Annotated in this window: 17 protein-coding genes; 15 read left to right on the top strand and 2 right to left on the bottom strand. The window is 59.4% G+C overall.

The annotated features are described in order from the left end of the window. Nucleotides 1-142: 142 nt before the first annotated feature. The 7 genes from CFI11_RS15055 to CFI11_RS15025 all read left to right on the top strand — a co-directional run bounded on the left by CFI11_RS15055 (nt 143) and on the right by CFI11_RS15025 (nt 10868). Nucleotides 143-1870, top strand: coding sequence for an ABC transporter ATP-binding protein (locus CFI11_RS15055; RefSeq protein ID WP_130407359.1), 1728 nt, complete (start codon nt 143-145; stop codon nt 1868-1870). After that, nucleotides 1867-2694 carry an ABC transporter ATP-binding protein gene (locus CFI11_RS15050; RefSeq protein ID WP_130407357.1) on the top strand — a complete coding sequence of 276 codons (828 nt, stop codon included), beginning with the start codon at nt 1867-1869 and terminating at the stop codon, nt 2692-2694. The genes CFI11_RS15055 and CFI11_RS15050 overlap by 4 nt, the downstream gene beginning before the upstream one ends. Then, nucleotides 2691-3689, top strand: coding sequence for an iron ABC transporter permease (locus CFI11_RS15045; RefSeq protein WP_130407355.1), 999 nt, complete (start codon nt 2691-2693; stop codon nt 3687-3689). The genes CFI11_RS15050 and CFI11_RS15045 overlap by 4 nt, the downstream gene beginning before the upstream one ends. Nucleotides 3690-3691: 2 nt before the next feature. After that, nucleotides 3692-4735, top strand: a complete 1044-nt coding sequence (locus CFI11_RS15040; protein WP_254448928.1) for an iron ABC transporter permease — start codon at nt 3692-3694, stop codon at nt 4733-4735. A 96-nt stretch (nt 4736-4831) separates the two neighbouring features. Next, nucleotides 4832-5806 (top strand): ABC transporter substrate-binding protein, encoded by a 975-nt coding sequence (locus CFI11_RS15035; RefSeq protein WP_130407351.1) that lies wholly within the window; start codon nt 4832-4834, stop codon nt 5804-5806. A gap of 962 nt (nt 5807-6768) precedes the next feature. Next, entirely contained in the window at nt 6769-10365 is a 3597-nt protein-coding gene (locus CFI11_RS24850) for a M10 family metallopeptidase C-terminal domain-containing protein (protein WP_305791230.1), read from the top strand. Between the two features lie 101 nt (nt 10366-10466). Then, nucleotides 10467-10868: a hypothetical protein gene (locus tag CFI11_RS15025; protein WP_130407349.1), complete on the top strand. Its 402-nt coding sequence runs from the start codon at nt 10467-10469 to the stop codon at nt 10866-10868. 200 nt (nt 10869-11068) lie between these two features. On the opposite strand, the gene CFI11_RS15020 is transcribed toward CFI11_RS15025, so the two are convergent. Both CFI11_RS15020 and CFI11_RS15015 read right to left on the bottom strand, forming a co-directional pair. Continuing rightward, nucleotides 11069-11740, bottom strand: coding sequence for a DUF1028 domain-containing protein (locus CFI11_RS15020; protein ID WP_130407347.1), 672 nt, complete (start codon nt 11738-11740; stop codon nt 11069-11071). Continuing rightward, nucleotides 11737-12672: an N-carbamoyl-D-amino-acid hydrolase gene (locus CFI11_RS15015; RefSeq protein ID WP_254448927.1), complete on the bottom strand. Its 936-nt coding sequence runs from the start codon at nt 12670-12672 to the stop codon at nt 11737-11739. The genes CFI11_RS15020 and CFI11_RS15015 overlap by 4 nt, the downstream gene beginning before the upstream one ends. A gap of 98 nt (nt 12673-12770) precedes the next feature. On the opposite strand from CFI11_RS15015, the gene CFI11_RS15010 reads away from it, so the two are divergent. From CFI11_RS15010 to CFI11_RS14975, 8 genes are all read left to right on the top strand, one after another. Next, nucleotides 12771-13682: a LysR family transcriptional regulator gene (locus CFI11_RS15010; protein WP_130407343.1), complete on the top strand. Its 912-nt coding sequence runs from the start codon at nt 12771-12773 to the stop codon at nt 13680-13682. A 131-nt stretch (nt 13683-13813) separates the two neighbouring features. Continuing rightward, a complete protein-coding gene (locus CFI11_RS15005; protein WP_130407341.1) occupies nt 13814-14884 on the top strand; it encodes an ABC transporter ATP-binding protein in 1071 nt (356 codons plus the stop codon). A gap of 40 nt (nt 14885-14924) precedes the next feature. Further along, the gene (locus CFI11_RS15000) at nt 14925-16058 is read left to right on the top strand and encodes an extracellular solute-binding protein (protein ID WP_130407339.1); all 1134 of its coding nucleotides are present in this window, start codon (nt 14925-14927) and stop codon (nt 16056-16058) included. 57 nt (nt 16059-16115) lie between these two features. Next, complete coding sequence (locus tag CFI11_RS14995; protein ID WP_130407337.1) at nt 16116-16958, top strand: ABC transporter permease; 843 nt, start codon at nt 16116-16118, stop codon at nt 16956-16958. Next, nucleotides 16958-17731, top strand: coding sequence for an ABC transporter permease (locus CFI11_RS14990; RefSeq protein WP_130407335.1), 774 nt, complete (start codon nt 16958-16960; stop codon nt 17729-17731). The genes CFI11_RS14995 and CFI11_RS14990 overlap by 1 nt, the downstream gene beginning before the upstream one ends. Further along, the gene (locus CFI11_RS14985) at nt 17728-19095 is read left to right on the top strand and encodes an amidohydrolase family protein (protein WP_130407333.1); all 1368 of its coding nucleotides are present in this window, start codon (nt 17728-17730) and stop codon (nt 19093-19095) included. The genes CFI11_RS14990 and CFI11_RS14985 overlap by 4 nt, the downstream gene beginning before the upstream one ends. A 16-nt stretch (nt 19096-19111) precedes the next feature. Further along, the gene (locus CFI11_RS14980) at nt 19112-19873 is read left to right on the top strand and encodes a DUF1028 domain-containing protein (protein WP_130407331.1); all 762 of its coding nucleotides are present in this window, start codon (nt 19112-19114) and stop codon (nt 19871-19873) included. Between the two features lie 5 nt (nt 19874-19878). Then, nucleotides 19879-21171 carry an FAD-binding oxidoreductase gene (locus tag CFI11_RS14975; protein ID WP_130407329.1) on the top strand — a complete coding sequence of 431 codons (1293 nt, stop codon included), beginning with the start codon at nt 19879-19881 and terminating at the stop codon, nt 21169-21171. The last annotated feature ends 245 nt before the right edge of the window (nt 21172-21416 follow it).

Genomic DNA, 21416 nt, shown 5'->3' with positions numbered 1-21416 from the left:
GAACTTGACTGCTAGGGTCAGACATAGCCCGGACGAAGGTGGTCACCCGATGCCCTCTACCAACCTCGTCCCAGCCGACAAACGACCTCTGAACCTCTTCTGAAAACCGGCGATTGCCGATCCGCTGGTAGAGCATGCATAGATGAACCGTCTGATCCAGTACATGCTTCCCTACAAGCGAACGATGCTCGCAGTCGTTCTGTCGATCCTTGTTGTGACGGCGACGGGGTTGCTTGCCCCCTGGCTGGTGCGCGCCATCGTGTTGATCATCGAGACCGGGGCAGAGGATGCAAGCCAAACCCTGACGCTGATCGCGGTCGGGCTGGTCGCAATCTATATCGGACGCAGCACCGCAGAGGCCGCCGTTTTTCACTATTCCCACGTCGTTGCGTTCAAAACCTGCCGGGACTTGCGCGACGCGGTCTACACGCATCTTCAACGTCTGTCCCCCGGCTGGTTTGCCGCGCGAAAGTCGGGCGACATCACCACACGTGTGATCGACGACACGTTGAAACTGGAACCGGTGATCGCCGATGCCGTCTATGGCTTTGTCGTGTCGATGATCCTTGCATTCGGCATCCTGATCATTCTGCTTTTCCTGTCACCGATCCTGACCATTCTGGCGCTGCTGCCGCTTCCGATTGCGGTGTTCATTATGGTCAAGATTGGACGCAAAGCGATCCCGTCCTTCGACAACGAGGCGAACCGCGAGGGAGACCTATCGGCCTTGGTGCAGGACCATGTCAGCGGCATACGGGAGATCCAGATCTTCAATCAGGAAGAGCGGACACGGCGCCGCTTCTTGCGCAAATCCGATTTCCTGGCCCGGCGTCAAATCCGCTCCCGGACGCTGATCGCACCTTTTGATCCAGCTGTCGAAGGCGCAATCGGGGTGTCCACGGCATTGGTCGTGCTGATCGGCGGCCGCATGGCGCTCGCGGGTGAGATCCTTGTCGCCGATCTTGTCGCCTTCATCCTCTACATCGTCACGCTCTATCAGCCGCTGTATTCGATTGTTGGGGCAACAGAGGCTTTGCAGCGCGGGTTATCCAGCCTTAAACGGGTCAACGATCTGCTTGATACCGCACCCGCGGTTGCGGAGCCGGAACATCCGCAACTCCTTCCCCATCCAGATCGCCCTGAAATCAGCTTCGATGCTGTGTCGTTCCGCTATCATGACAATCAGCCCGTTCTGCGCGATCTCTCGCTCACGATTGCGCCCGGTGAGACCCTTGCCGTGATTGGCCCAACAGGCGCCGGAAAATCGACCCTCGCCCAACTGGTCGCGCGATTTTACGACGTGGACGAGGGGCGTATTACGCTGAACGGGGTTGACCTGCGCGACCTGCCACTGTCCGTGCTTCGGCGCCAAATCTCCATGGTTCTGCAGGATGTATTCCTGTTCCACGGAACGATCAGGGACAACATCCGCTTCGGTCGGGAAAATGCCGACGACGCCGCGATTTGGGACGCTGCCAGGGCGGCCGGTGCGGATGATTTCATCAATGCGTTGTCGGGCGGGTATGACACCATGGTCGGCGAACGCGGCATCCGGCTGTCCGGCGGCCAGAAACAGCGGATTTCCATCGCAAGGGCGCTTTTAAAAAAAGCCCCAATCCTGATCCTCGACGAGGCGACAAGCGCCGTCGACACCGAAACCGAGGCTGCGATCCAGGACAACCTGGATCAGCTTCTCGCCGGGCGCACGGCGATTGTGATTGCGCACCGTTTGTCGACCATCCGCCGCGCCGACCGGATCGCGGTTCTGGAAAACGGGCGGATCACACAACTCGGCGCACATGACGACATCGCGCAACAGACCGGAACTTATGCCCGGCTTCTCACGGCACAGGGAACAGCCGCCGAATGACCATCCACCCCGAGAGCACTCTGGCTGCGTCCGGCCTGTCGGTTGGCTATGGAAACGCCGCCATCGTCAAAGACGTAGACCTGCACATCGCTGCCGGGCAGATCACGGCCCTGGTCGGCCCGAATGGCTGCGGCAAGTCAACGTTGCTCAAGGCGTTTTCCCGCATCCTGAAACCGAAATCCGGTCGTGTGACACTTCAGGGTAAGCCAATCACATCCTACACGACCCGCGATGTTGCCACCCGTCTGGCAATTCTGCCACAAGGCCCCGTTGCGCCCGAGGGACTGACAGTGACCGAACTGGTCGCGCAAGGTCGCTTTCCCCATCAAACCTTGTTTCGTCAGTGGTCCGCCAAGGATCATGAAGCAGTTGAACGCGCCATGGCGCTTACCGATCTGGTGGATTTTGCCGAGCGCCCCGTTCACAGCCTTTCCGGCGGACAACGCCAGCGTTGCTGGCTCGCCATGGTGCTGGCGCAAGACACGCCGATCCTGCTGCTGGACGAGCCGACGACCTTCCTTGATCTCAAGGTGCAGGTGGATCTGATGGCGCTCTTGTCCCGGATCGTGGCCGAGGACAGGCGCACCATTCTGCTGGTTCTGCACGAGTTGAACCTGGCCGCCGCATTCGCCGAGCGGATCGTGATGATGCGCGACGGACAGATCGTGGCCGAGGGCACCGGACCCGAGGTCATCCGCCCGGATGAGCTGAGGCGAGTGTTCGATCTCCGCTCCGACGTGATCGCCGACCCGGCTACCGGTCGCCCCGTTTGTCTGCCTCGCGCGCCGGATCACCAATCGGCAATCACGCGTGCCGCCGAATGAATACGACCCGCACGATATTTGCGGCTGCAGGGTTTTGGCTCTGCCTTGCAGGTGTGGTGTTTGCATTCATGTGGCACATCTCCCTCGGTGCAAAAGCGATCCCGTTGAGCACGGTCTGGCAAGCGATCATGACGCCCCGGAACGACGTGTTTGATCACGTCGTCGTGCGCGACCTGCGGATGCCGCGAGCGATCTTCGCGCTCAGCGTTGGTGCCGCCCTGTCGGTGGCGGGGGCACTCATGCAAGGTATCACGCGCAACCCTCTGGCCGAGCCGGGACTTCTCGGCTTGATGGCAGGTGCCACCTTTGCCGTGATCGTCGGGATCGGCTGGCTTGGGCTGGCAGGCGCGGCTCATATCCCGCTTTTTGCGGCCATCGGTGCTTTGGTCGGCGCGGGACTGGTCTGGATAATCGCAGGCGCTGCACCCGGCGGCGCAACGGCTCTTACGCTCATCCTGTCCGGCGCTGCCGTGGGTGGTTTCCTGTCTGCCATTGAAAGTGCGGCCATCCTGCTGAATGAAGACGCCTTCAGCGATCTGCGTGTCTGGATGTCCGGTTCCCTTGCCGGGCGCGACATGGAAACGTATCTCTGGGCGCTGCCTTGGTTCGCCGTAGGTTTGGCCGCAGCCATGCTCATTGCCCGACAGGTGACGGCTCTTGCGATGGGCGAAGACACCGCGGCAGGCCTTGGCGTTGATACTCTGAAGATCAAGTCCATTGCCATGGTGGCAGTTGTGATGTTGACCGCCGCTGCAGTCTCCATCGCCGGGCCGCTTGGCTTTGTGGGGCTGGTCATCCCGCATGTCGTTCGGCTGTTTGTCGGGTCGGACTACCGTTTGATTGTTCCATTCTCCGCTCTTGTCGGAGCGGGCTATGTCGTCTTGGTCGACATTGCAGCGCGATTGGTCCTTGCACCTGTCGAGATTTCGACAGGCATTGTCACCACAATGCTGGGGGCTCCCATGTTCATCTGGCTGGTATGGGCAAGGCTATGAGCATGACAACAATCGAAGCCCTTGACGGACGCATTACGCTTCGGGTGCCGCTGAAAGGGCTCGCAGTAAGTGTTGCCCTGACCGGTGCAATTTTCGTTGTCCTGATGTGGAGCCTGATGAGCGGCAGCTACCCTATGGGCCCTTTGGACGTGTGGGCAACGCTCATAGGCAATCCGCCGTCGGAAACGGCAGGGACGGTGGTATGGGAGTTTCGTTTTCCAAGGACGGTCGTTGCCTTTGTTGTGGGCGCCTTCCTCGCTCTCTCTGGCGCTGCGCTGCAATATGTGACGCGCAATCCATTGGCAGATCCCAGCCTTGTCGGGGTCAGTCAGGGCGCTGCACTCGTTGTCGTTTCCGTCACCATCCTTTCCCCGGGCATTGGATACTATTGGCGTCCCGTCCTTGCATTCGGCGGGTCGCTCACCGTCGCGGCGCTGATCCTGGCCGCGTCTTCCTCCCGCCGGGGAGGTGAAACCTTGCGTTTTATCCTGATGGGGATCGGTGTGGCGGCCCTTATCTCCTCATTCACCTCTGCATTGCTCACCTATGGTGACATCGACCGTGTGATGTCCGCCCTTGGCTGGCTCGCAGGCTCCGTGCATTCGGTGGGCTGGGATGAAGTGAAATGGCTGACAGCCACAACATTCCTGGTGATCCCCCCGCTCTTCGCTGCGGCCCGTCCGCTTTCGGCAATCCGGTTTGGGGAGGACGTTGCTACAGGTCTTGGCATCCGGGTACGGCTGGCACGCTGGAGCCTCGTGACACTTTCCGTCGCTCTGGCAGCCACGGCTGTCGCCGCCGTCGGCCCGCTTGGTTTCGTTGGCCTTGTCGCGCCGCACCTGGCACGCCGCCTGGCCCAATCCGGCGTTGGCCTGCACCTGCTTCTGACCGCGCTTACGGGTGCACTTATGGTCGGGCTTGCCGATGTCGCAGGTCGCACGGCATTCGCACCTGTCCAGATACCGGCAGGCCTGGTCACAGCAATGATTGGTGTGCCGGTCTTTGTCGCACTGCTCCTGCGCACTCAAACAAGGAGCCAGCTCTAGTGAAATAGAAAACGACCGCCGCAGCGGTCTGCCGACACATTCGCCAGGTGCCGCTTGCATCACGCGCCCCAGCCCGAAACCAAGAAGGAAGCGATCATGAAACAAGTCTTTTGGCCCCTCGCGGCTCTTCTCTGCGCTTTTGCCGGCCCCTCCGTCGCGCTCGATTGTGGCAGCGGCATGCGTGCGTTTAGCCATCTGGGCGGTGAAACCTGCATCCCGGAAAAGGCCGAACGCATCGTCGCCCTGCATGACTTGACGATCACGCTGTCACTGGTCGAACTGGACGCACCTGTTGTGGGGTCAACGGGTCGGATCGATGCCGACAACCAGCTTTACATCCGGTCTGTTGATCTTCTGTTTGGCCTCGATTTCGAGAATTCCGGCATCACCTATGTCGGCACCTTCGACGCCGTGGATTACGAAGTTTTGGCGGCGCTTCAGCCCGATCTGATCATCGGTCGCGACTTTCAACTGGACAGCAGGGAGCAATTCGAGGTCGTGGCCCCGACTGTTTTCGTCTCAGACGATCCGACTGACCCGATGGCCACACCCCGCGCCATTGCCGAAGCCGCCGGGCTGACAGAACGCTATGAGCAATTGCTGACGATTTACGAGGCCAATCTTGAGCGCGCCCGCTTTGCCCTACCGGATGTCAAGGGTGCTACCTATTCCAAGATCTCTGCTTGGGACGGTCAACTCTTTGCCTTTGCCGGGTACCGCGGCCTGACGAAGGTTCTGGCGGATCTGGGCTTTGTGCGCGGTGCTATAGGGCAGGAGATGGCTGATCGTGGGGTCGCCCAGCAAACCGTTAGCGTAGAGCTCTTGCCCGAGCTTGAAGCTGACTATCTGTTTGATACCTATTCCATCGCTTATGGTGCAAGACTGGCCGATCCTGCCGCGCTCCTCAACCAAGCCGTACCAGGGTGGTGTGACTTCCTGACCACCTGCAGCGCGGGCCGCTACATCGTGTTGCCGCGCGAATATTCGAGCGGCTACAGCTTCGTGCAGCTCAACATGTTGCTGCAATTGATCACCACGAACGTGGCCAACGCGCCACCGGTCGAAGGCTGACCAGTGCAAAGTTGACTGACCTGAGCGTCTTTGGCAGCGGCCTTTGCCGTGTTGATTGTCGCGGCTCAGGGCGCGTGGTCAGGTGTGTCAGACCTGTCTTGGCGGATCTGAACCTTCTTCGCGCTCTCCGGCATAGCAACAACAGCCTCCGGGCTTGCCCATTTTTGCACGCTTCAACTGGGGCAGGCCGTGCACGGTTTCATCGGTGATCGGTGCCGATATGGGCGCGCAACATCTTCGGGACGGCCCCTTTGGGTCTCAGCCGCGTCTTCTCCGTATGAGCTTTCCTTTGCCGGGGCATCAAGGCGGATGACACGTGGGAGCGAAGAGCATGGCAGGCCGAAAGATCAACTCGGATCACGCCGCGTGACACGCAAGTAAGAGCCACTGTCAACGCTTCTGAGGACGCTCAAACCTTGGCCATTTGATCCACAAAATCGGCCCTCTTCTCCGCTTATCCAAACGTAACTTTACGTTACGTCCACTTGTGCACGTCTGACCGCGAACTGCGTTCAAGCCTAAGAATGAGGCAGCCATTTTTTGCATAACCCCCCGTTTTCAAGCCAACTTTCGCCGATGGCGCGGGGATCGAGATTTCCAGTTGAACTGAACAATTAAATATCGAAGGTGCAAGCATAGGTAGAATTCATCCATGCCTGAAACGCCTCATCACCCGGTGATGAAAGTCCTCTTTTTAACCAAACCTTTGACCCCGAAATCCGCCAACGCGACGCCTGTTGATCACGGGCGCCGTCGCTCCCGAACGACCGCAACAACTTGCGGTTGCCGGTAGAGGAGTCCCGAAAATCACCACGCGCGGTCTTAGCCAACCGCCTCAAATACAAGGAAGCCCATCATTTTTGACATGATCGATAAAGCTACTGACCGTCACCCGCTTTCCCGGGTGAGCGGAATTTACGACCTCGGCGTCTCTGCGAAAGGATAATCTGAAAATGTGCATGATGTGCCAACTGGGATACGGCCCCCTCGAAGAAGTTTCATTTGGAAAGGTCGGCTCGCAACAGACCGGTCTGCAAACGGTCCTGGGCGAGGCGATGACCCTGCAGCCGACATTGCCCGATCTGGTGGAACTCGATGATACTGCTCCGCCTCCTGTCGAGGCGGATGATGCGCCCGAAACAACCGACCGGGCCAACATGTCCGAGGCGGAAAATACGGACACGAGCGTCGGATCCGATGGACCGGCGACCGGAGCGCAAACAAGCAGCGAAACCGCCGATGATCCGTGGTGGGTCAACGACCAGACGCCGGACAATCCGTTTGGCAAAAGCGAGGATTACGAAGCCTATCTCGACTATCTCGGTGCGTTGCCGCGCAGCCTGACCCCCGAGATCGCGTCGGAGCCGCTGCGCATCAACGTCTCGGAACTCAGCAATCATCCAGATTATCAGGAAGCCGCTATTGGCGCGCTTGAAATGTGGGCGTCGGTCACCCCCTTCGAGTTCGTCGTCGTTGACGATACCCCCTTTGACGCAGAGACAGACTGGATGGAGGTCGTCAGCCCGGAGATTGGCGAGCAATTTGACGGCAGTGCCTTTTCCAGTAACAGGTATATCAGTGTCGGGCAGCGGTTCCATGATACCGAACCCAACCTGACCGATATTGGCGGCTATGTCTTTGACACCTTCATTCACGAATACGGCCATGAATTCGGGCTGAATCACCCCGGCCTTTACAATTACAGCGGCCCCGGTGGCGTGCAGATCAACTATCTGAACAATGCCACCTGGACCTTTGACCGCCAGCAATACAGCGTCATGTCCTATTTCGACGGGATCGATGTGGGCGAAGACACGCGGTGGTCCGCGTCGACCCCTCTGATGGGAGATATCGAAGCGGTCATCCGCACCTATTTCTCGACCGTCGATGAAGATGGCGTGCGAACCTATCAGACCATCGATCTGAACACCGGCGATGATGTCTATGGGTTCAACAGCACGAAGTACGGCTACGAGCTGACCTCGTCCGGGATGACGCGCGATATCGGTTTTGTCATTCACGACACCGGCGGCACCGACACGATGGACTTTTCCGGTTCGATCGCAGGCACGATCCTGGACATGCGTGCCGGGCAGTTTTCCAGTGTGAACGGCCACAACAACAACGTGTCCATCTTTGCCGGTCACAATGAGGACAAAACCGAATATTACATCGAAAACGGGATCGGCAGCCAATACGACGACATCCTGATCGGGAATGACGGCGACAACGTGTTGGATGGTCGCGGCGGCGGTGACCGCATGGCCGGGGGCAACGGTGACGACACCTATTTCGTGGATTCCCTCGACGACGTGGTGCGCGAAGAGCTGGATGGCGGCAACGACACGGTCATCGTGATGTCCAGGGATCTGGAGATTGGCAACATCGCCAATGTCGAAACCATCATCTACGTCGACAGCACAATCGCCGATTTGCCGGACGTGGAGGACGACACAGCACCCACATCAGGCGACAACACACTGACCAGCATCATTTTCGGTGACGACACGGATGAGACGATCGACGGAGGTGCGGGCGACAATACGATCTTTGGTCTCGGCGGCGATGACATCCTCATCGGCGGCAGGGATTCGTTCGAGAGCCGCGACGTCAACAACACCATCGACATCGAGGATCTCGAGGACCAGACCGAGAGTGACGATGGCAACGACGCGCTTTACGGCGGTGATGGTAACGACACCATTTTCGGCGGTCAGGGCGATGATCTGCTTGATGGTGGCAACGGCGACGACTTGTTGATCGGCCAGGCGGGTGTCGATGTCTTCAGAGGTGGCCAGGGCAGCGATACCGTTGATTTCAGCCGTGAAAGCCCGTTTCAGCTTATCGTCAATCTTGAAACCAACTTTGCCAATGGCGGCACGGTGTCGGGCGATACGTTCTACAGCATCGAGGGTCTGATTGGATCGGATGACCGGATCGACCGCTTCATCGGGACATCAGCGGCCAATCACTTCGTCGGTCAGGGCGGGGGCGATGTCTTTAACGGTCGTGCGGGCAACGACACGCTGGACGGCGGCAGAGATGGCGACATTCTCTACGGTGAAGACGGCGATGACGTGATCATCGGCGGTGCCGGTCAGGACTACCTCGACGGTGGAGAAGGCATCGATTTGGTTGTCTACAGGGACAGCTCAAGCGGTGTGACGGTCGACCTTGTCAATGGCATGGCCATGGGCGGCGACGCTGACGGGCCGGTTCAGATCGTGGGGCGCGGCACGGCAATCCAGCACGACATTCTGGTCGGGTTCGAAAATGTCGAGGGCTCGTTCCACGATGACTGGCTGATTGGCGACGACCAGATGAACGTGCTGTCTGCCGGCGCTGGCAACGACACGCTGACCGGCGGCGGTCGCCATGATGTGCTGGATGGCGGTGCAGGCATCGACACGGCCGATTACTCCGACGCGACCAGCGGGGTCAAAATCAGGCTTGAGCGGGGAGCATCCGAACGGGACACCTATATCTCCATCGAAAATATCTCCGGTTCCGGATTTGAAGATCGAATGAAGGGGGACCGGGCCTCCAATGTCGTCACCGGACAGGGTGGCGATGACACGGTGCATGGCGGTATCGGGGATGATACGGTGCTGGGTGATTTTGCCTATCAGGGCGACGCGCTGCCAACCCCGGGGATGGGCACGGGCTACACCACGCTTGGGCCGGATGCGACGAACAACTCAATCGCGACCGCTTTCGATATCTCGGACAACTTTTCGCTGGCCGAAGATCCCAACATCTTCGACTCGACCACCGTGCTGCACACCACGGTCGAGGCCACCGGAAATGGCCTGGGCGGCTATTATAGTATCGACCTGGTAGCTGGAACGATCCTGTCGATTGACGTCGATGGCATCGCTGATCCAGCCGTGCATGACAGTTGGATCAGGCTGCTGGACAGCAATGGCGATATCGTGACTGAAAACGACGATGGCGGTGGCGACCCCGGCTCGACCTCGATCCGCGATTCCAGCACGGTTCACGTCATCGAAGAAACGGGCACCTACTATATCCTGCAAGGCAGCTGGACGTCAGATTCCGAGGAAGGCGGTTGGACAGAAGCCGTGCCCGAAGGCTCGACCTATACGCTCAACGTCTCGGTCGACTTCCCGCCTGCACCTGCCGCACCAGGCGAGGCCGGGTCGGACGAGCTGTTCGGAGGCCGCGGCAACGACCTGCTGGATGGCGGGCTTGGGGCCGATACGATGACAGGTGGAACGGGAGATGACTCATTCCGGTTCTCGACGGAGCTTGGGGCCGACAACATCGACCGGATCCTGGACTTTGAAACCGACAATGACCTGATTCTTCTGGACAACCTCATCTTCGAGGAGTTGGGCGATGACGGCGCGCTGTCGTTCCGTGCCTTCCACAGCAGTGCAAACGGGGTTGCCCGCGACAGCGACGACCGCATCATCTACAACACCGAAAGCGGTGCGTTGTCTTACGATGCGGATGGCTCGGGTGACGGCGATGCGATCCAGTTTGCACAACTGGGTAGTAATCTGGACCTATCGGCTGATAATTTCATTATCATCTGACACCTGATGGAAGGGGCGCGTTCAACGCGCCCCTTCCGGTTCCCGCAAACACCGTGTCGCCGAACCAGCACACGGACAAAACCGGTCAGGGAGATATAGAAATGACAGTATGGCTCACCCGCCGCGCTTTGTTTGCCGGAATGCTGATATCAGGGGTCTTTACGTTTGCCGGAACAGCAGCGGCCCAAGCGACAGAGACGCGCATTGACGTGATATATGCCGGCGGGGAGGTCATCCCGGCGGGGCAAATCAAGATCTTTGCCGACGATCCTGCCATTCAAAGCGAGAAGCGGCTTGCCGAACAGCAGATGAGCATCGAAAGCGACGGCAAATCACGTCACATCGAAGTCCCCGTCGCTTGGACAGCAAGCCCCCAAGCGTCGCGCACCCTTCGGATCGTTGCGCATCTGGAACGTGAGGACGGCTGGCTGCTGGCCCGCGGAACTGCGCCGGTGGAGGCCGGGAAACCCATTTCCATCATCCTGAACAAGGTGATGTACTGAAACATCAGATTTGAGAGATCATCTGCCGAAAGTCATCACGCTCTTAGTCCCAGTGACGAGACGTGCAGATGGCGTGCCTTTGGAAGAGCCTGAAGCATCCTCAAAAACAGCGATGGCCTCCATCGCGACCGACAATCGCAGACGCCCCTCGTAGGCCGGGACCGACATGAATGTGTGCGATCGCGCAGGGCATACGGTTGCTAGGCTTTGTGCTCCACGTCGGTTGATGACGGCGCCTTGTCAGGGTCGGTCGCTCTGATCCGATAGGCATCAGCTTTGGGAAGCCAATCAGCAACCAGGTCTTCCAGGTCGGACAGAGGATCCTTGGAGGCATCCACGCGCAGATCCACGTCCTTGAGGTCCTCAGCGCCCAAAACAACCAACGCAGCCGATTGAAGGGGATCGCGTTCGCTGCCCGCCGCTTCACCAGCTTTCAGGGCGGCCAAAAGCCGCTGCGCCAATACGCCGTGTGTTGTCTCGAAAGTTTCGATCAGCGAAGACAGGACCCGCGGCGATCCCAGGAAATTCCCGATGGCCAAGCTGTTCTCGCCAATCTCTCCGCCGCATTCGGGCAGGCAGGAGCCGCCGGTGTGATGCAAACCCGGGCCTTTTGCGGCCAAAACGCCCAATTGTCTCCAATGCGGTGCCGACGCCGCGGATTTCATTGCCGCCAGCGTTCTTGCCGCGTCGCCCGTTTCCTTCCACGCCGCGATCCCGACAGCATGTAGCCGGGGATCCGTACGGGCCTGCGAAAACACAACGCAGCCGTCCGTGACGGCGCCCACACGGGCACCGACGCAAACCGAGGAGGTTGTGACCGCAAATCCGATCTGACCGGTATCCTTGCATCGTCCGGCAAGCGAGAAGGTCATGGCTCTACCTCCACACCAGTCTGCGCGGTGATGGGACCGTAATGTTCGATCCGGCGATGACGGGCGAAGTCGAAGACCGACCGCCGGATATACGCGCCCAGATCCAGATCGCAGTCATATGTGATGACTTCGTCATCTTCGGTCGCAGCGCGGGCGACCATCTCTCCGGTGGGCGAGACGATAGCGGACCCACCGATCATCGCAAAACCGTCCTCCGACCCACATTTGGCGGCAGCCATGACCCAGGCCGCGTTTTGATAAGCGGCGGATTCGAGACTGAGGCGGTGGTGGAATTCGCGCAGATGCGCAGGTTCCGGGTGATGAATGTTTCGGGTCGGGGTGTTGTAGCCCAGCATGAACACCTCCGCCCCCCGCAGGGCCATCACGCGAAACGTCTCGGGCCAGCGGCGGTCATTGCAGATACACATGCCGATGCGGGCATCGGGTGTCTTGAATGTCGGAAAGCCTAGGTCACCGACCTCGAAGTACCGCTTTTCGAGATGTTCAAACTCCAGATCTCCGATGGGATCGACCGTCCCGGGCAGGTGAATTTTCCTGTATTTTCCAAGTATTGCACCGTCCGGTCCAACAAGGACCGACGTGTTGAAACGACGCGTCGCACCATTTTCTTCGGCCTTCTCCGCATAGCCGAGGTAGAAGCCGACGCCCAAGTCCTTGGCGATGTCGAACAGCGGCATCATCGCCGGAGACGGCAGGCCTTCCTCAAAGAAGACATCATACTCATTGGGCTCGTCGTAGATGTATCTCGGGAAAAAGGTCGTGAGGGCAAGTTCGGGAAAGGTCACCCAGCGGGCCCCACGCGCGTGCGCCTGTTTCAGCATATCAATCAGACGGGCCACGACGGCAGCTTTGGTATCGCGCAGATGTATCGGTCCCAGTTGTGCGACCGCAAACCCAACTCTCCGGCTCATCTGCGCCTCCTCGTTCTGCAACGGGTCGACGCTAGACCGCGGCACCATTAGCATGAAATAAAACATGCACGCCCTCGAATAACTCAGAGTTATATCCGATGATCAGCGCACGTCAGCTTGAGGTCTTGTCCACGGTGATCGAGGTGGGCACCACCGCCCGGGCCGCCGAACTGCTTGCCGTCAGCCAACCCGCTGTCAGCAACATGATCCGTCATACTGAAGATCTGGTCGGTTTCCCGCTCTTTCACCGGGAACATGGGCGCCTGATCCCAACGCACGAGGCGCGCCACATCGCCCAGGAAGCGCAGCATCTCTTCATGCAGCAAAAGCGCGTGGAAAGCATCGTGAACGAGCTGCGCGGGGGCACGATTGGGCGTTTGAGCATTGTGGCGACGCCATCCATCGGACACGGGATCTTGCCGCATGTCCTGTCGCAATTCATGGAGAAGCGACCGAAGCTGCAGCTGTCCATCGAACTGGGCAGCATTGATGAGATTAACCGCAGGCTGGTGAGTGGACGCGCCGATCTGGGGCTGTCGATCACGCAGCCAAGGCATTCGGCCCTTTCCGTCCATGAAATCGGCGCGGGCTGGATGATGTGTGTTTGTCCCGAAGGGCACGAGTTGGGATTGCTGGAGAGGGTCAACGTGACCGACTTGAACCATGTCCAGCACATCTCCTACGCGACGGCGACACCGCTTGGGCAGCAGATCGACAAAGTCTTCTCCGAGCGCGGGCTCGAGCGGCGGTTCTTCTGCGAGGTCCGTCATACAGCGACAGCGCTTGAGATGGTGCGAAACGGGCTAGGCGTGGCCCTTGTCGACAGCTTCGCGCTGATCGGGCAACTGCATCGCGGCCTGATCGTGCGCGAGACGAAGCCGAAATTGCCGCTGAACATGCACGCGGTCACGTCAAACCTTTTCCCGACATCGAATCTTGCGCTGCAATTCCAAGGCTTTCTGGCAGACGTCCTGAAAGGCGGCCCGGTGAAGCCTGGCGACACCGTCTGAACGTATAACGTGAAGTTATAAAGGCGGGCTTCTTTTTTATTTTGCGGTTTTAGCCACTCATGGTCCCCTTAACCCTGAGGCACGCGGCCGATGCGTGCGCAAGAGTTACGACCAGGGTGTGTGCATATTAGATGACAGAGCCGATCCTCTCGATCCGGAATGCCGTGAAACGCTATGGCGATCTTCACGCCTTGGACCATGTCGATCTGGATGTCGCCGAAGGCGAGTTTCTCACGCTTCTGGGTCCATCAGGGTCGGGCAAGACCACCTTGCTCAGCGCCATTGCCGGATTTGTCGGTCTGGACGACGGACAGATCCGGCTGCGCGCCTCTGACATCACCAAGGCGCCGCCAGAGCATCGGGAGTTCGGCATGGTTTTTCAGGGCTATGCCCTGTTTCCCACGATGACCGTGCGGGACAATGTGTCCTTTCCTTTGAAAGTCCGCAAACGCCCGGCAAAAGAGATTGCCGAACGCACCCAGGACTGCCTTGATTTGGTGCAGATGGGTCGCTTTGCCGACCGGATGCCGCACCAGCTTTCGGGCGGTCAACAGCAGCGTGTCGCCCTGGCACGCGCCATGTCGTTCAAACCGCAGGTCCTGCTTCTGGATGAGCCTCTGTCCGCCCTCGACAAAAAGCTGCGGGCCGATCTGCAATGGGAGTTGAAATCCCTGCACAGCCAGCTGGGTGTGACGTTCATCTACGTGACGCACGATCAGGAAGAGGCGCTGTCGATGTCGGACAGGATCGTGATCCTGAAAGACGGCTGCATTCAGCAAGAAGGGGCGCCGGGAGATCTTTATAATCGACCACGCAACAGCTTTGTTGCCGATTTTCTGGGCAAGTCGAACTTCATCGACGCGGACGTTACGGGGCGGGATGCCGATATTCTGCACTGCGTTGCCGACGGCGCGACCTTCGATGTTCAAACCGATACTGCCGAGGAGATCGGGGCGAAAGTCCGGCTCGCTCTTCGGCCGGAACGTCTTCGCATCGCCAAGCCGGGGGTCGAGATGCTACCCGCGAAAGTCAGTCAGGTCAGCTATTTGGGAGAGCGGTGTCAGGTCATCGTCAAGCACGAGGGGCTGGGCGATCTGCTTCTCTCATGCGCGACCTGGCAAACAGGCATTACTCCGGCGCCGGGGCTGGATGTGAGCGTGGGGTGGGACACAAACGCCTGCGTCGTGCTGGCGGCTGAATGACCAAGAGAATTCAATAACTTCAACAACGGGGATGTAAAACATGACAGACACAACAGATATCGAAGCCAAGCAGGACATCGTGGAGATCGCGGTTGAACGCTACAAGCAAGGCCGCCTGACCCGACGCGGGTTTGTCGCGGCCTTGGGCGCCTTGGGCGTTCTGCCGATGTTGGGCAACAAGGCGATGGCGCAGCCCAAGGAAATCATCGTCGTGAACTGGGGCGGGCAGGCAAAGGACGTCCTGCAGGAGGTCCTGTGTGACACCTATACCGAGCTGACGGGCATTCCCGTGATCGTCGATGGCTCTGGCCCGTCCGCAGGCAAGATCCGCGCGATGGTCGAAAGCGGCGCAGTGGTGTGGGACCTTTGCGACAGTGGCGCGGGATCGGCCATCATTCTTGAGCAGCAAGGCATCACCCAACCGATCAACTACGATATCGTGGATCGGTCCAAGGTGCTGGAAGGGACGGCCTACAACAACGGTGTGGGCAATTACGTCTATTCCTATGTTCTGGCGACCAATCCCACGATGCTGGGCGGAAACGTCCCCACAACCTGGGAAGATGTTTGGAACGTCAAGGATTTCCCGGGCATGCGCACCTTCCGCAAATCCGTCCGCGGCATGCTGGAAAGCGCCACGATGGCGCAGGGTGTCCCATTGGCCGAGGTTTACGATGCGCTTGGCACCGAAGACGGGATCAAGTCTGCGATCGACAAGTTCCGCCAGATCCGCGAGAATATCATCGTCTGGGGGTCGGGCAGTGAAAGCCAGAACCTTTTCCTTCAGGAAGAGGTCGCCATTGGCAATATCTGGTCAACGCGCGCGCATCTGCTGAAGGATCAGATGCCCGAGGGCAGCTTCCAAGTCAGCTTTAACGGCGGTGTGATCGCACCCGGCATCTGGGTCGTGCCGAAAGAAAATCCCGCAGGTGCGGATGAGGTCATGAAGTTCATCGCACATGGTCAAAAACCAGAACTGCAGGTGAAATGGCTTGAAATGATCGGGTCGGGTCCGATCAACCCCGAAGCTGCGGACATGGTGCCGCCGGAGCTCGCACCGTTCAACCCGTCAAGTCCCGAGAACCTTGCGACGCAAATTCTCTACAATGATGAATGGTACGCCAAGAACCAGACATCGGCGGAAGAGCTTTATGTCAACGCACTGATCAACTGATCCAAGACCATGCAGGGGGGCGTCACGCCCCCTGCGATCCTCTGCCTTTGAGAGCCTATGCCCCAGATCACCGACAGTTTTCGCTATTGGATGCTGATCGTGCCGGCGCTTGCCATCATGATCATCTTCTACATCTTTCCAGTGCTGGGCATCTGGCAAATTTCGGTGACCGAGCCTGAAGCGGGCTTTGGAAACTACGTCCGGATGGTGGAATCCTCTGCGGTGCGCACAAGCTTTCTGATCACCTTCCGGGTCGCGGCGATCACCACTGTGGGCTGCCTGATCCTCGGCTATATCGTGGCTTACACCATTTCAAACTATGCCAGCCGCCTGACACCGCTGATGCTCGCGCTGGTCTTGTTGCCCTTCTGGGTGTCTGTGCTGATCCGCTCCTTCAGCTGGATCGTCCTTTTGGGCCGCTCAGGCCTGGTGAATGACACATTGCGCGACGCGGGTATCATCGACACCCCGATCCGTCTGATGCACAACGAACTGGGTGTGCTGATCGCGATGATCCACGTGATGCTGCCCTTTGCGATCTTGCCCATGCTCGCAAATCTGCGGGGCATTTCGGGCAGTTATGTCCAGGCCGCACGCGGATTGGGTGCCAGCGAATGGACGGCGTTCTGGCACGTCTATTTCCCCCAGACCCTGCCGGGTGTGATGTCAGCCGCCCTTTTGGTCTTTGTGCTGTCGCTTGGCTTTTTCATCACGCCCGCTTTGCTGGGCGGGGGGCGCGTTCTGATGATTTCTGAATACATCACCTACCAGATCCAGGAGTTTCTTGCCTGGGGCCTTGGATCGGCCTTGTCGGTCGCCTTGCTGATCGCGACGGCGCTGGTGCTGTTGATCGCCGCGCGGTTCGTCAATCTGCGCTCTGTCCTGCTGGATCGGAAGTGATGCCTATCTCAGCCTTCCGCATCTTCTTTCAGACCGGTGCCTGGGTCGTCCTGGCCTTTCTGGTGTTGCCGCTCTTGGTCGTCATCCCGGTGTCATTGACCGACACGAGTTTCATCGGCCTTCCGCGCGACAGCCTGTCGCTCCAGCACTACGAGAACTATTTCTCCGACCGCGACTGGCTTGCCGCTACGTGGAGCAGCATCTGGATCGGCGCGGTCGTGGCAACGCTGGCCACCGGTCTGGGCACGGCCTTTTCCATCGGCTGCTGGTTTCTGTCCAACCGCGCCTCGCAAATCGCACGCTGGCTGCTGATCGTGCCGATCCTCGTGCCGCCGGTTGTTCAAGCGCTTGGGTTCTATCGCTTCTGGGTCCAGCTTGGGCTGATCGACACCTATGCGGGCGTGATACTGGCCCATACGCTTTTGGCTTTGCCTTATGTTTCCATTTCGGTCTTTGCAGCCCTGGCCAATCTCGACCGCAACATCATCCGTGCTGCAAGAGGGCTGGGCGCCTCCGTCTGGCAAACCACGCTTGCTGTTGTCACACCCGCGGCGCGACCCGGCATGATGACGGGCTTCGTCTTTGCCTTCATCGTCAGCTTTGACGAGATCGTGTCGGTCCTGTTCATCACGGTGCGCGGGGTCACGACACTGCCCAAGATGATCTGGGAAGGGATCCAGGAAAACATCGACCCGACAATCGCGGCAGTCGCAACATTGCTTGTGCTGGTGACACTGATCGCCACGGCCATCGGAGCGCTGCGCCGGTCATGACCCGGTACCTGCTGAAATACACACGCTACATCGCGCATCCCGACGGGATGCCACAGGTGAAAGCCGGGCATATCGCCATCGACGGCAGCACCATCGTTGCACTGCCTGAGGCACTGGAGGGCACCGACTTCGAAGCCTTCGAGCCTGTGCATTGTGATGACAAGCTCGTCTCCCCGGGACTGATCAACTCGCACACCCACGCGGTTTTGCTGGCCCTGCGCGGCACGGTCGAGGATATCGAGGGCAACCTTGTCTACCAGTACATGGTGCCTGCGTCCTATCTGCTGGAGCCTGCTGAACGCGCCGCCATTGCAAAGCTCGCCTGCGTCGAGGCGATCCGGTCGGGCACAACCACGATGGTGGATCCCCTCCGCCATGTGGCCGATTACGCGCCGGCGATGATCGAAACCGGGATGCGCCTTTGGCTGGCGGAAAGCTGCGCCGATGCTGTCACGACCGAGGTTGGGCGCGGGTTCTATCGTTTTGACCGGGACTTTGGCGAGACCTTTCTGACCCGCACCCGCGATCTGATCGAGCGTTACCACGGGGCCGAGGACGACCGTGTGCGCGTCATGATGGCCGCGCATGGTCCGGACAATTGCAGCCCCTGGATGCTGGGTGAGGTGACGGCCTTGGCGCGCAGACACGGCCTGCGCCGCACGATCCATCTTAGCCAGATCATCAACGAGAAGCGTCAGGTTGAAAAACTGCATGGCTGCACCTCGACCGAATATCTGGATCGCAACGGGTTTCTGGGCGACGACCTGATCGCGGTCCATTGGACGTTCTGTACCGAAAGCGATGTCCAGATATTGGCCGAACGTGGCACATGGTTGGCCCACAGCCCGGCCTCCATGTCGGCCAAGGGCCCGCATCCTTTGCCTATGCGTGCGATCCTCGACGCCGGGGTCGACATTGTGCTGGGCAGTGACAACATGACCGAAGACATGTTCCAGTCCATGAAAATGGCGCTGACCCTGCATCGGGGGGCTTACGGACGGTCGGTGACGCCAATGCCGTCACAGATCTTTAACTATGCAACGATCAACGCGGCCAGGGCACTCGATCACACCGGCATCGGGCAGATCGCCGTTGGCATGAAAGCGGACCTGACGCTCTTCGATCTGATGTCGCCGGCGATGGCGCCGCGCCTGTCGGCGGTGTCCAACCTTATCCATTACGGGCATCCCGGCCTTGTGACCGACACCATGGTCGATGGCCGTTTCCTGATGCGGGATCGTGTCCTCACTTCCATTGATGAGCGCCGCGTGATCACCGAGGCACAAGCAGCAGTTGACGCGATGTGGGCACGCTTTGCCGCACAAGATCGTGGTGTGCCTTTGCCTGCCACGGACCCGGTATGAAGAAAGGCGAACCGAGATGACGTTTTCCATCATTGGCCGCTGCGCCCGAACCGGTGCTTTCGGTGCGGCGATCACCACATCTGATCTGGCTGTCGGTGGCCGCTGCGTCCGGCTGAACCATGGCAAGGGCGCGATGCTGTCCCAGCACCGGACCGACAGCCGTCTGGGTGATCTTGGGGTTTCGCTCCTAGCACAAGGGGCGACGGCGGCGGAGACGGTTTCGAACGTTGTGGCCTCTTCAGACGATATCGAATGGCGCCAGATCGGCGCGTTGGATGCGTCCGGAAAGGCGGCTGTCTATCATGGCAGACGCATGTATTCGATCTATACCCACAGCATTGAGAAGAACTGCCTCGCCCTGGGCAACATTCTGGCCAATGATCAGGTCACGGCGAAAATGGCCGCAGCCTTTTGTGAGGACGACACGTTGCAACTCTCTGAAAGACTGATGCGTGCGCTGGAAGCCGGGCGGGATGCCGGGGGCGAGATCATGGGGCCACTTCGCTCAGCAGCGCTCAGGGTCACCGGGGAGCATGGGCTGGACGCACAGGATCTGCGCATCGACATGTCCGCAGATACAGCAGTTGAAGATCTGCGCACCTTGCTGGATGCCTATGCCGACCGGGAAGAGCTTTTGCGTCAGGTGGCGCTGTCACCCGACACATTGCCCGTGATGCGCAGCCTTTTCGAAGCAAGCATAGAGCGCATATCCGAACTGGGTCTGGAGGCCCGCTTCCCAACGGCACAGCGGCGCGACAGCTGGACCTTGCGGGACTAGATCCGGTGGCAGAGCAGAGTGTTTACTGGGATGAGGAGGTGCTGCATATCGGCATCGCTGCCGCCTCCGCGCTGCCCAAGACAGTCGATATCGCGATCATCGGCGGGGGCTATACCGGGATGGCGACGGCCATTCACCTTGCTCGCGCTGGGCGACAGGTTGCGGTCTTCGAAGCAGGCGAGATCGGCACCGGCTGTTCTGCCCGCAACGGCGGCATGGTCGGCCCAAGCTTTCACAAGCTGGGCACGCAGGGCCTGATCGCCCGCTATGGAGAGACCAAGACGCTGGCATTGCTGCGCGAAGGTCTAAACGCGCTCGACTATTTCGAAGACTTCTTGCGTGAGGAAAATCTCGATTGCGATTTTCGACTTGCGGGCCGGTTCAGAGGCTCCCGCACACAAGCGGATTATGAGGTGCAGGCGCGGGAAGGCGACTGGTTGAAACAGAACCTGGGCCTGCCTTTCGACATGATCCCGAAATCAGAACAGCGCAGTGAGATCGGTAGCGATTTCTACAAGGGCGGTGGGGTCTATCATCGGGACGGCGGGGTGCAGCCGCGCACGCTGTTAGCCGCATTGGCGCGGTGTGCTGAGAAAGCCGGAGCATTGCTGTTTCCCAATTGCGCGGTTGAAAACATGCAGAAAGACAGGGAAGGGACGATCCTGAAGACGCGCGCGGGACAGGTTACCGCGACCGAGGTCGTCGTGGCAACAAACGCCTATTCCGACAGGCGCACATCGGCGATGCACAAACGTATTGTGCGCATTGATACCGGGGCAGTGGCAACCGAACCCCTTGCGCCCGAGCTGATGAGAGAGCTTAGCCCGAAGGGGCGGACATTCGGTGAATCCGGGCGCATCTTTATGTGGTTCAGGCCAACACCGGATATGCGCCGCTTCATCTTTGGCGGCCGGATGGGACGGCCTGGCGGGGACGCCCAACAACGCGCCAATGCTGTTCGCGCCTCGATGTTGCGTGTGTTTCCGCAATTGGACCATGTCGGTTTCAGCCATGTCTGGTCCGGAAACGTGGCCTATACCGGAGATCACGCCCCCCATATCGGGCGGGAGGACGGTGTTTGGCTGGCCGGTGGTTATTGCGGTTCGGGCGTGACGCGAAGCGTCTATTTCGGAATGAAGCTGGCCCGCAAGATTTTAGGGCAACGTCACAGCGATACCGCGTTTGATGATCTGCCATTTTCTCCGCTGCCCTTCCGCCCTTTTGCGGAGTTTGGCGCGAAAGTGTTGACCAAATGGTACGTCTGGCAAGATGCGCGGGACCTTCGGTCCCGTCAGTAGCGGCGGATGTCGGTATTCGACATGAACGGGGCCGCTTCGTGATAGGGCACACGTGACAGTGATGCTTGATCTTCGCGCCGCTCCCCGACCTGCGTAGAAGCCCACCGGATCAGCAGGTTTGTTCAAGTCCATTCGATCAATGGTCAATGCTTATGTGATCTGATCGGTGGCGGTGGAGGCAGGATTCTCATTTCTCTGCCCAGCATGCTTTCGCAACGTTTCTATTTCGCTGGCATTCTTTACCT

The organism is Thalassococcus sp. S3, from assembly GCF_004216475.1.
In the GTDB taxonomy this organism is placed as follows: domain Bacteria; phylum Pseudomonadota; class Alphaproteobacteria; order Rhodobacterales; family Rhodobacteraceae.
Note: the sequence above shows the minus strand (reverse complement) of the source record. Positions and strands in the feature narration are given on the sequence as shown.

Bases quoted from the DNA above. Each gene is read 5' to 3' on its own strand.
- CFI11_RS15000 (WP_130407339.1), top strand. From the start codon at position 14,925: ATGACAGACACAACAGATATCGAAGCCAAGCAGGACATCGTGGAGATC.
- CFI11_RS14985 (WP_130407333.1), top strand. From the start codon at position 17,728: ATGACCCGGTACCTGCTGAAATACACACGCTACATCGCGCATCCCGAC.
- CFI11_RS15025 (WP_130407349.1), top strand. From the start codon at position 10,467: ATGACAGTATGGCTCACCCGCCGCGCTTTGTTTGCCGGAATGCTGATA.
- CFI11_RS15015 (WP_254448927.1), bottom strand. From the start codon at position 12,672: ATGAGCCGGAGAGTTGGGTTTGCGGTCGCACAACTGGGACCGATACAT.
- CFI11_RS14995 (WP_130407337.1), top strand. From the start codon at position 16,116: ATGCCCCAGATCACCGACAGTTTTCGCTATTGGATGCTGATCGTGCCG.
- CFI11_RS14980 (WP_130407331.1), top strand. From the start codon at position 19,112: ATGACGTTTTCCATCATTGGCCGCTGCGCCCGAACCGGTGCTTTCGGT.
- CFI11_RS15050 (WP_130407357.1), top strand. From the start codon at position 1,867: ATGACCATCCACCCCGAGAGCACTCTGGCTGCGTCCGGCCTGTCGGTT.
- CFI11_RS15045 (WP_130407355.1), top strand. From the start codon at position 2,691: ATGAATACGACCCGCACGATATTTGCGGCTGCAGGGTTTTGGCTCTGC.
- CFI11_RS15040 (WP_254448928.1), top strand. From the start codon at position 3,692: ATGACAACAATCGAAGCCCTTGACGGACGCATTACGCTTCGGGTGCCG.
- CFI11_RS15035 (WP_130407351.1), top strand. From the start codon at position 4,832: ATGAAACAAGTCTTTTGGCCCCTCGCGGCTCTTCTCTGCGCTTTTGCC.
- CFI11_RS15020 (WP_130407347.1), bottom strand. From the start codon at position 11,740: ATGACCTTCTCGCTTGCCGGACGATGCAAGGATACCGGTCAGATCGGA.
- CFI11_RS14990 (WP_130407335.1), top strand. From the start codon at position 16,958: ATGCCTATCTCAGCCTTCCGCATCTTCTTTCAGACCGGTGCCTGGGTC.
- CFI11_RS15005 (WP_130407341.1), top strand. From the start codon at position 13,814: ATGACAGAGCCGATCCTCTCGATCCGGAATGCCGTGAAACGCTATGGC.
- CFI11_RS24850 (WP_305791230.1), top strand. From the start codon at position 6,769: ATGTGCCAACTGGGATACGGCCCCCTCGAAGAAGTTTCATTTGGAAAG.
- CFI11_RS15010 (WP_130407343.1), top strand. From the start codon at position 12,771: ATGATCAGCGCACGTCAGCTTGAGGTCTTGTCCACGGTGATCGAGGTG.
- CFI11_RS15055 (WP_130407359.1), top strand. From the start codon at position 143: ATGAACCGTCTGATCCAGTACATGCTTCCCTACAAGCGAACGATGCTC.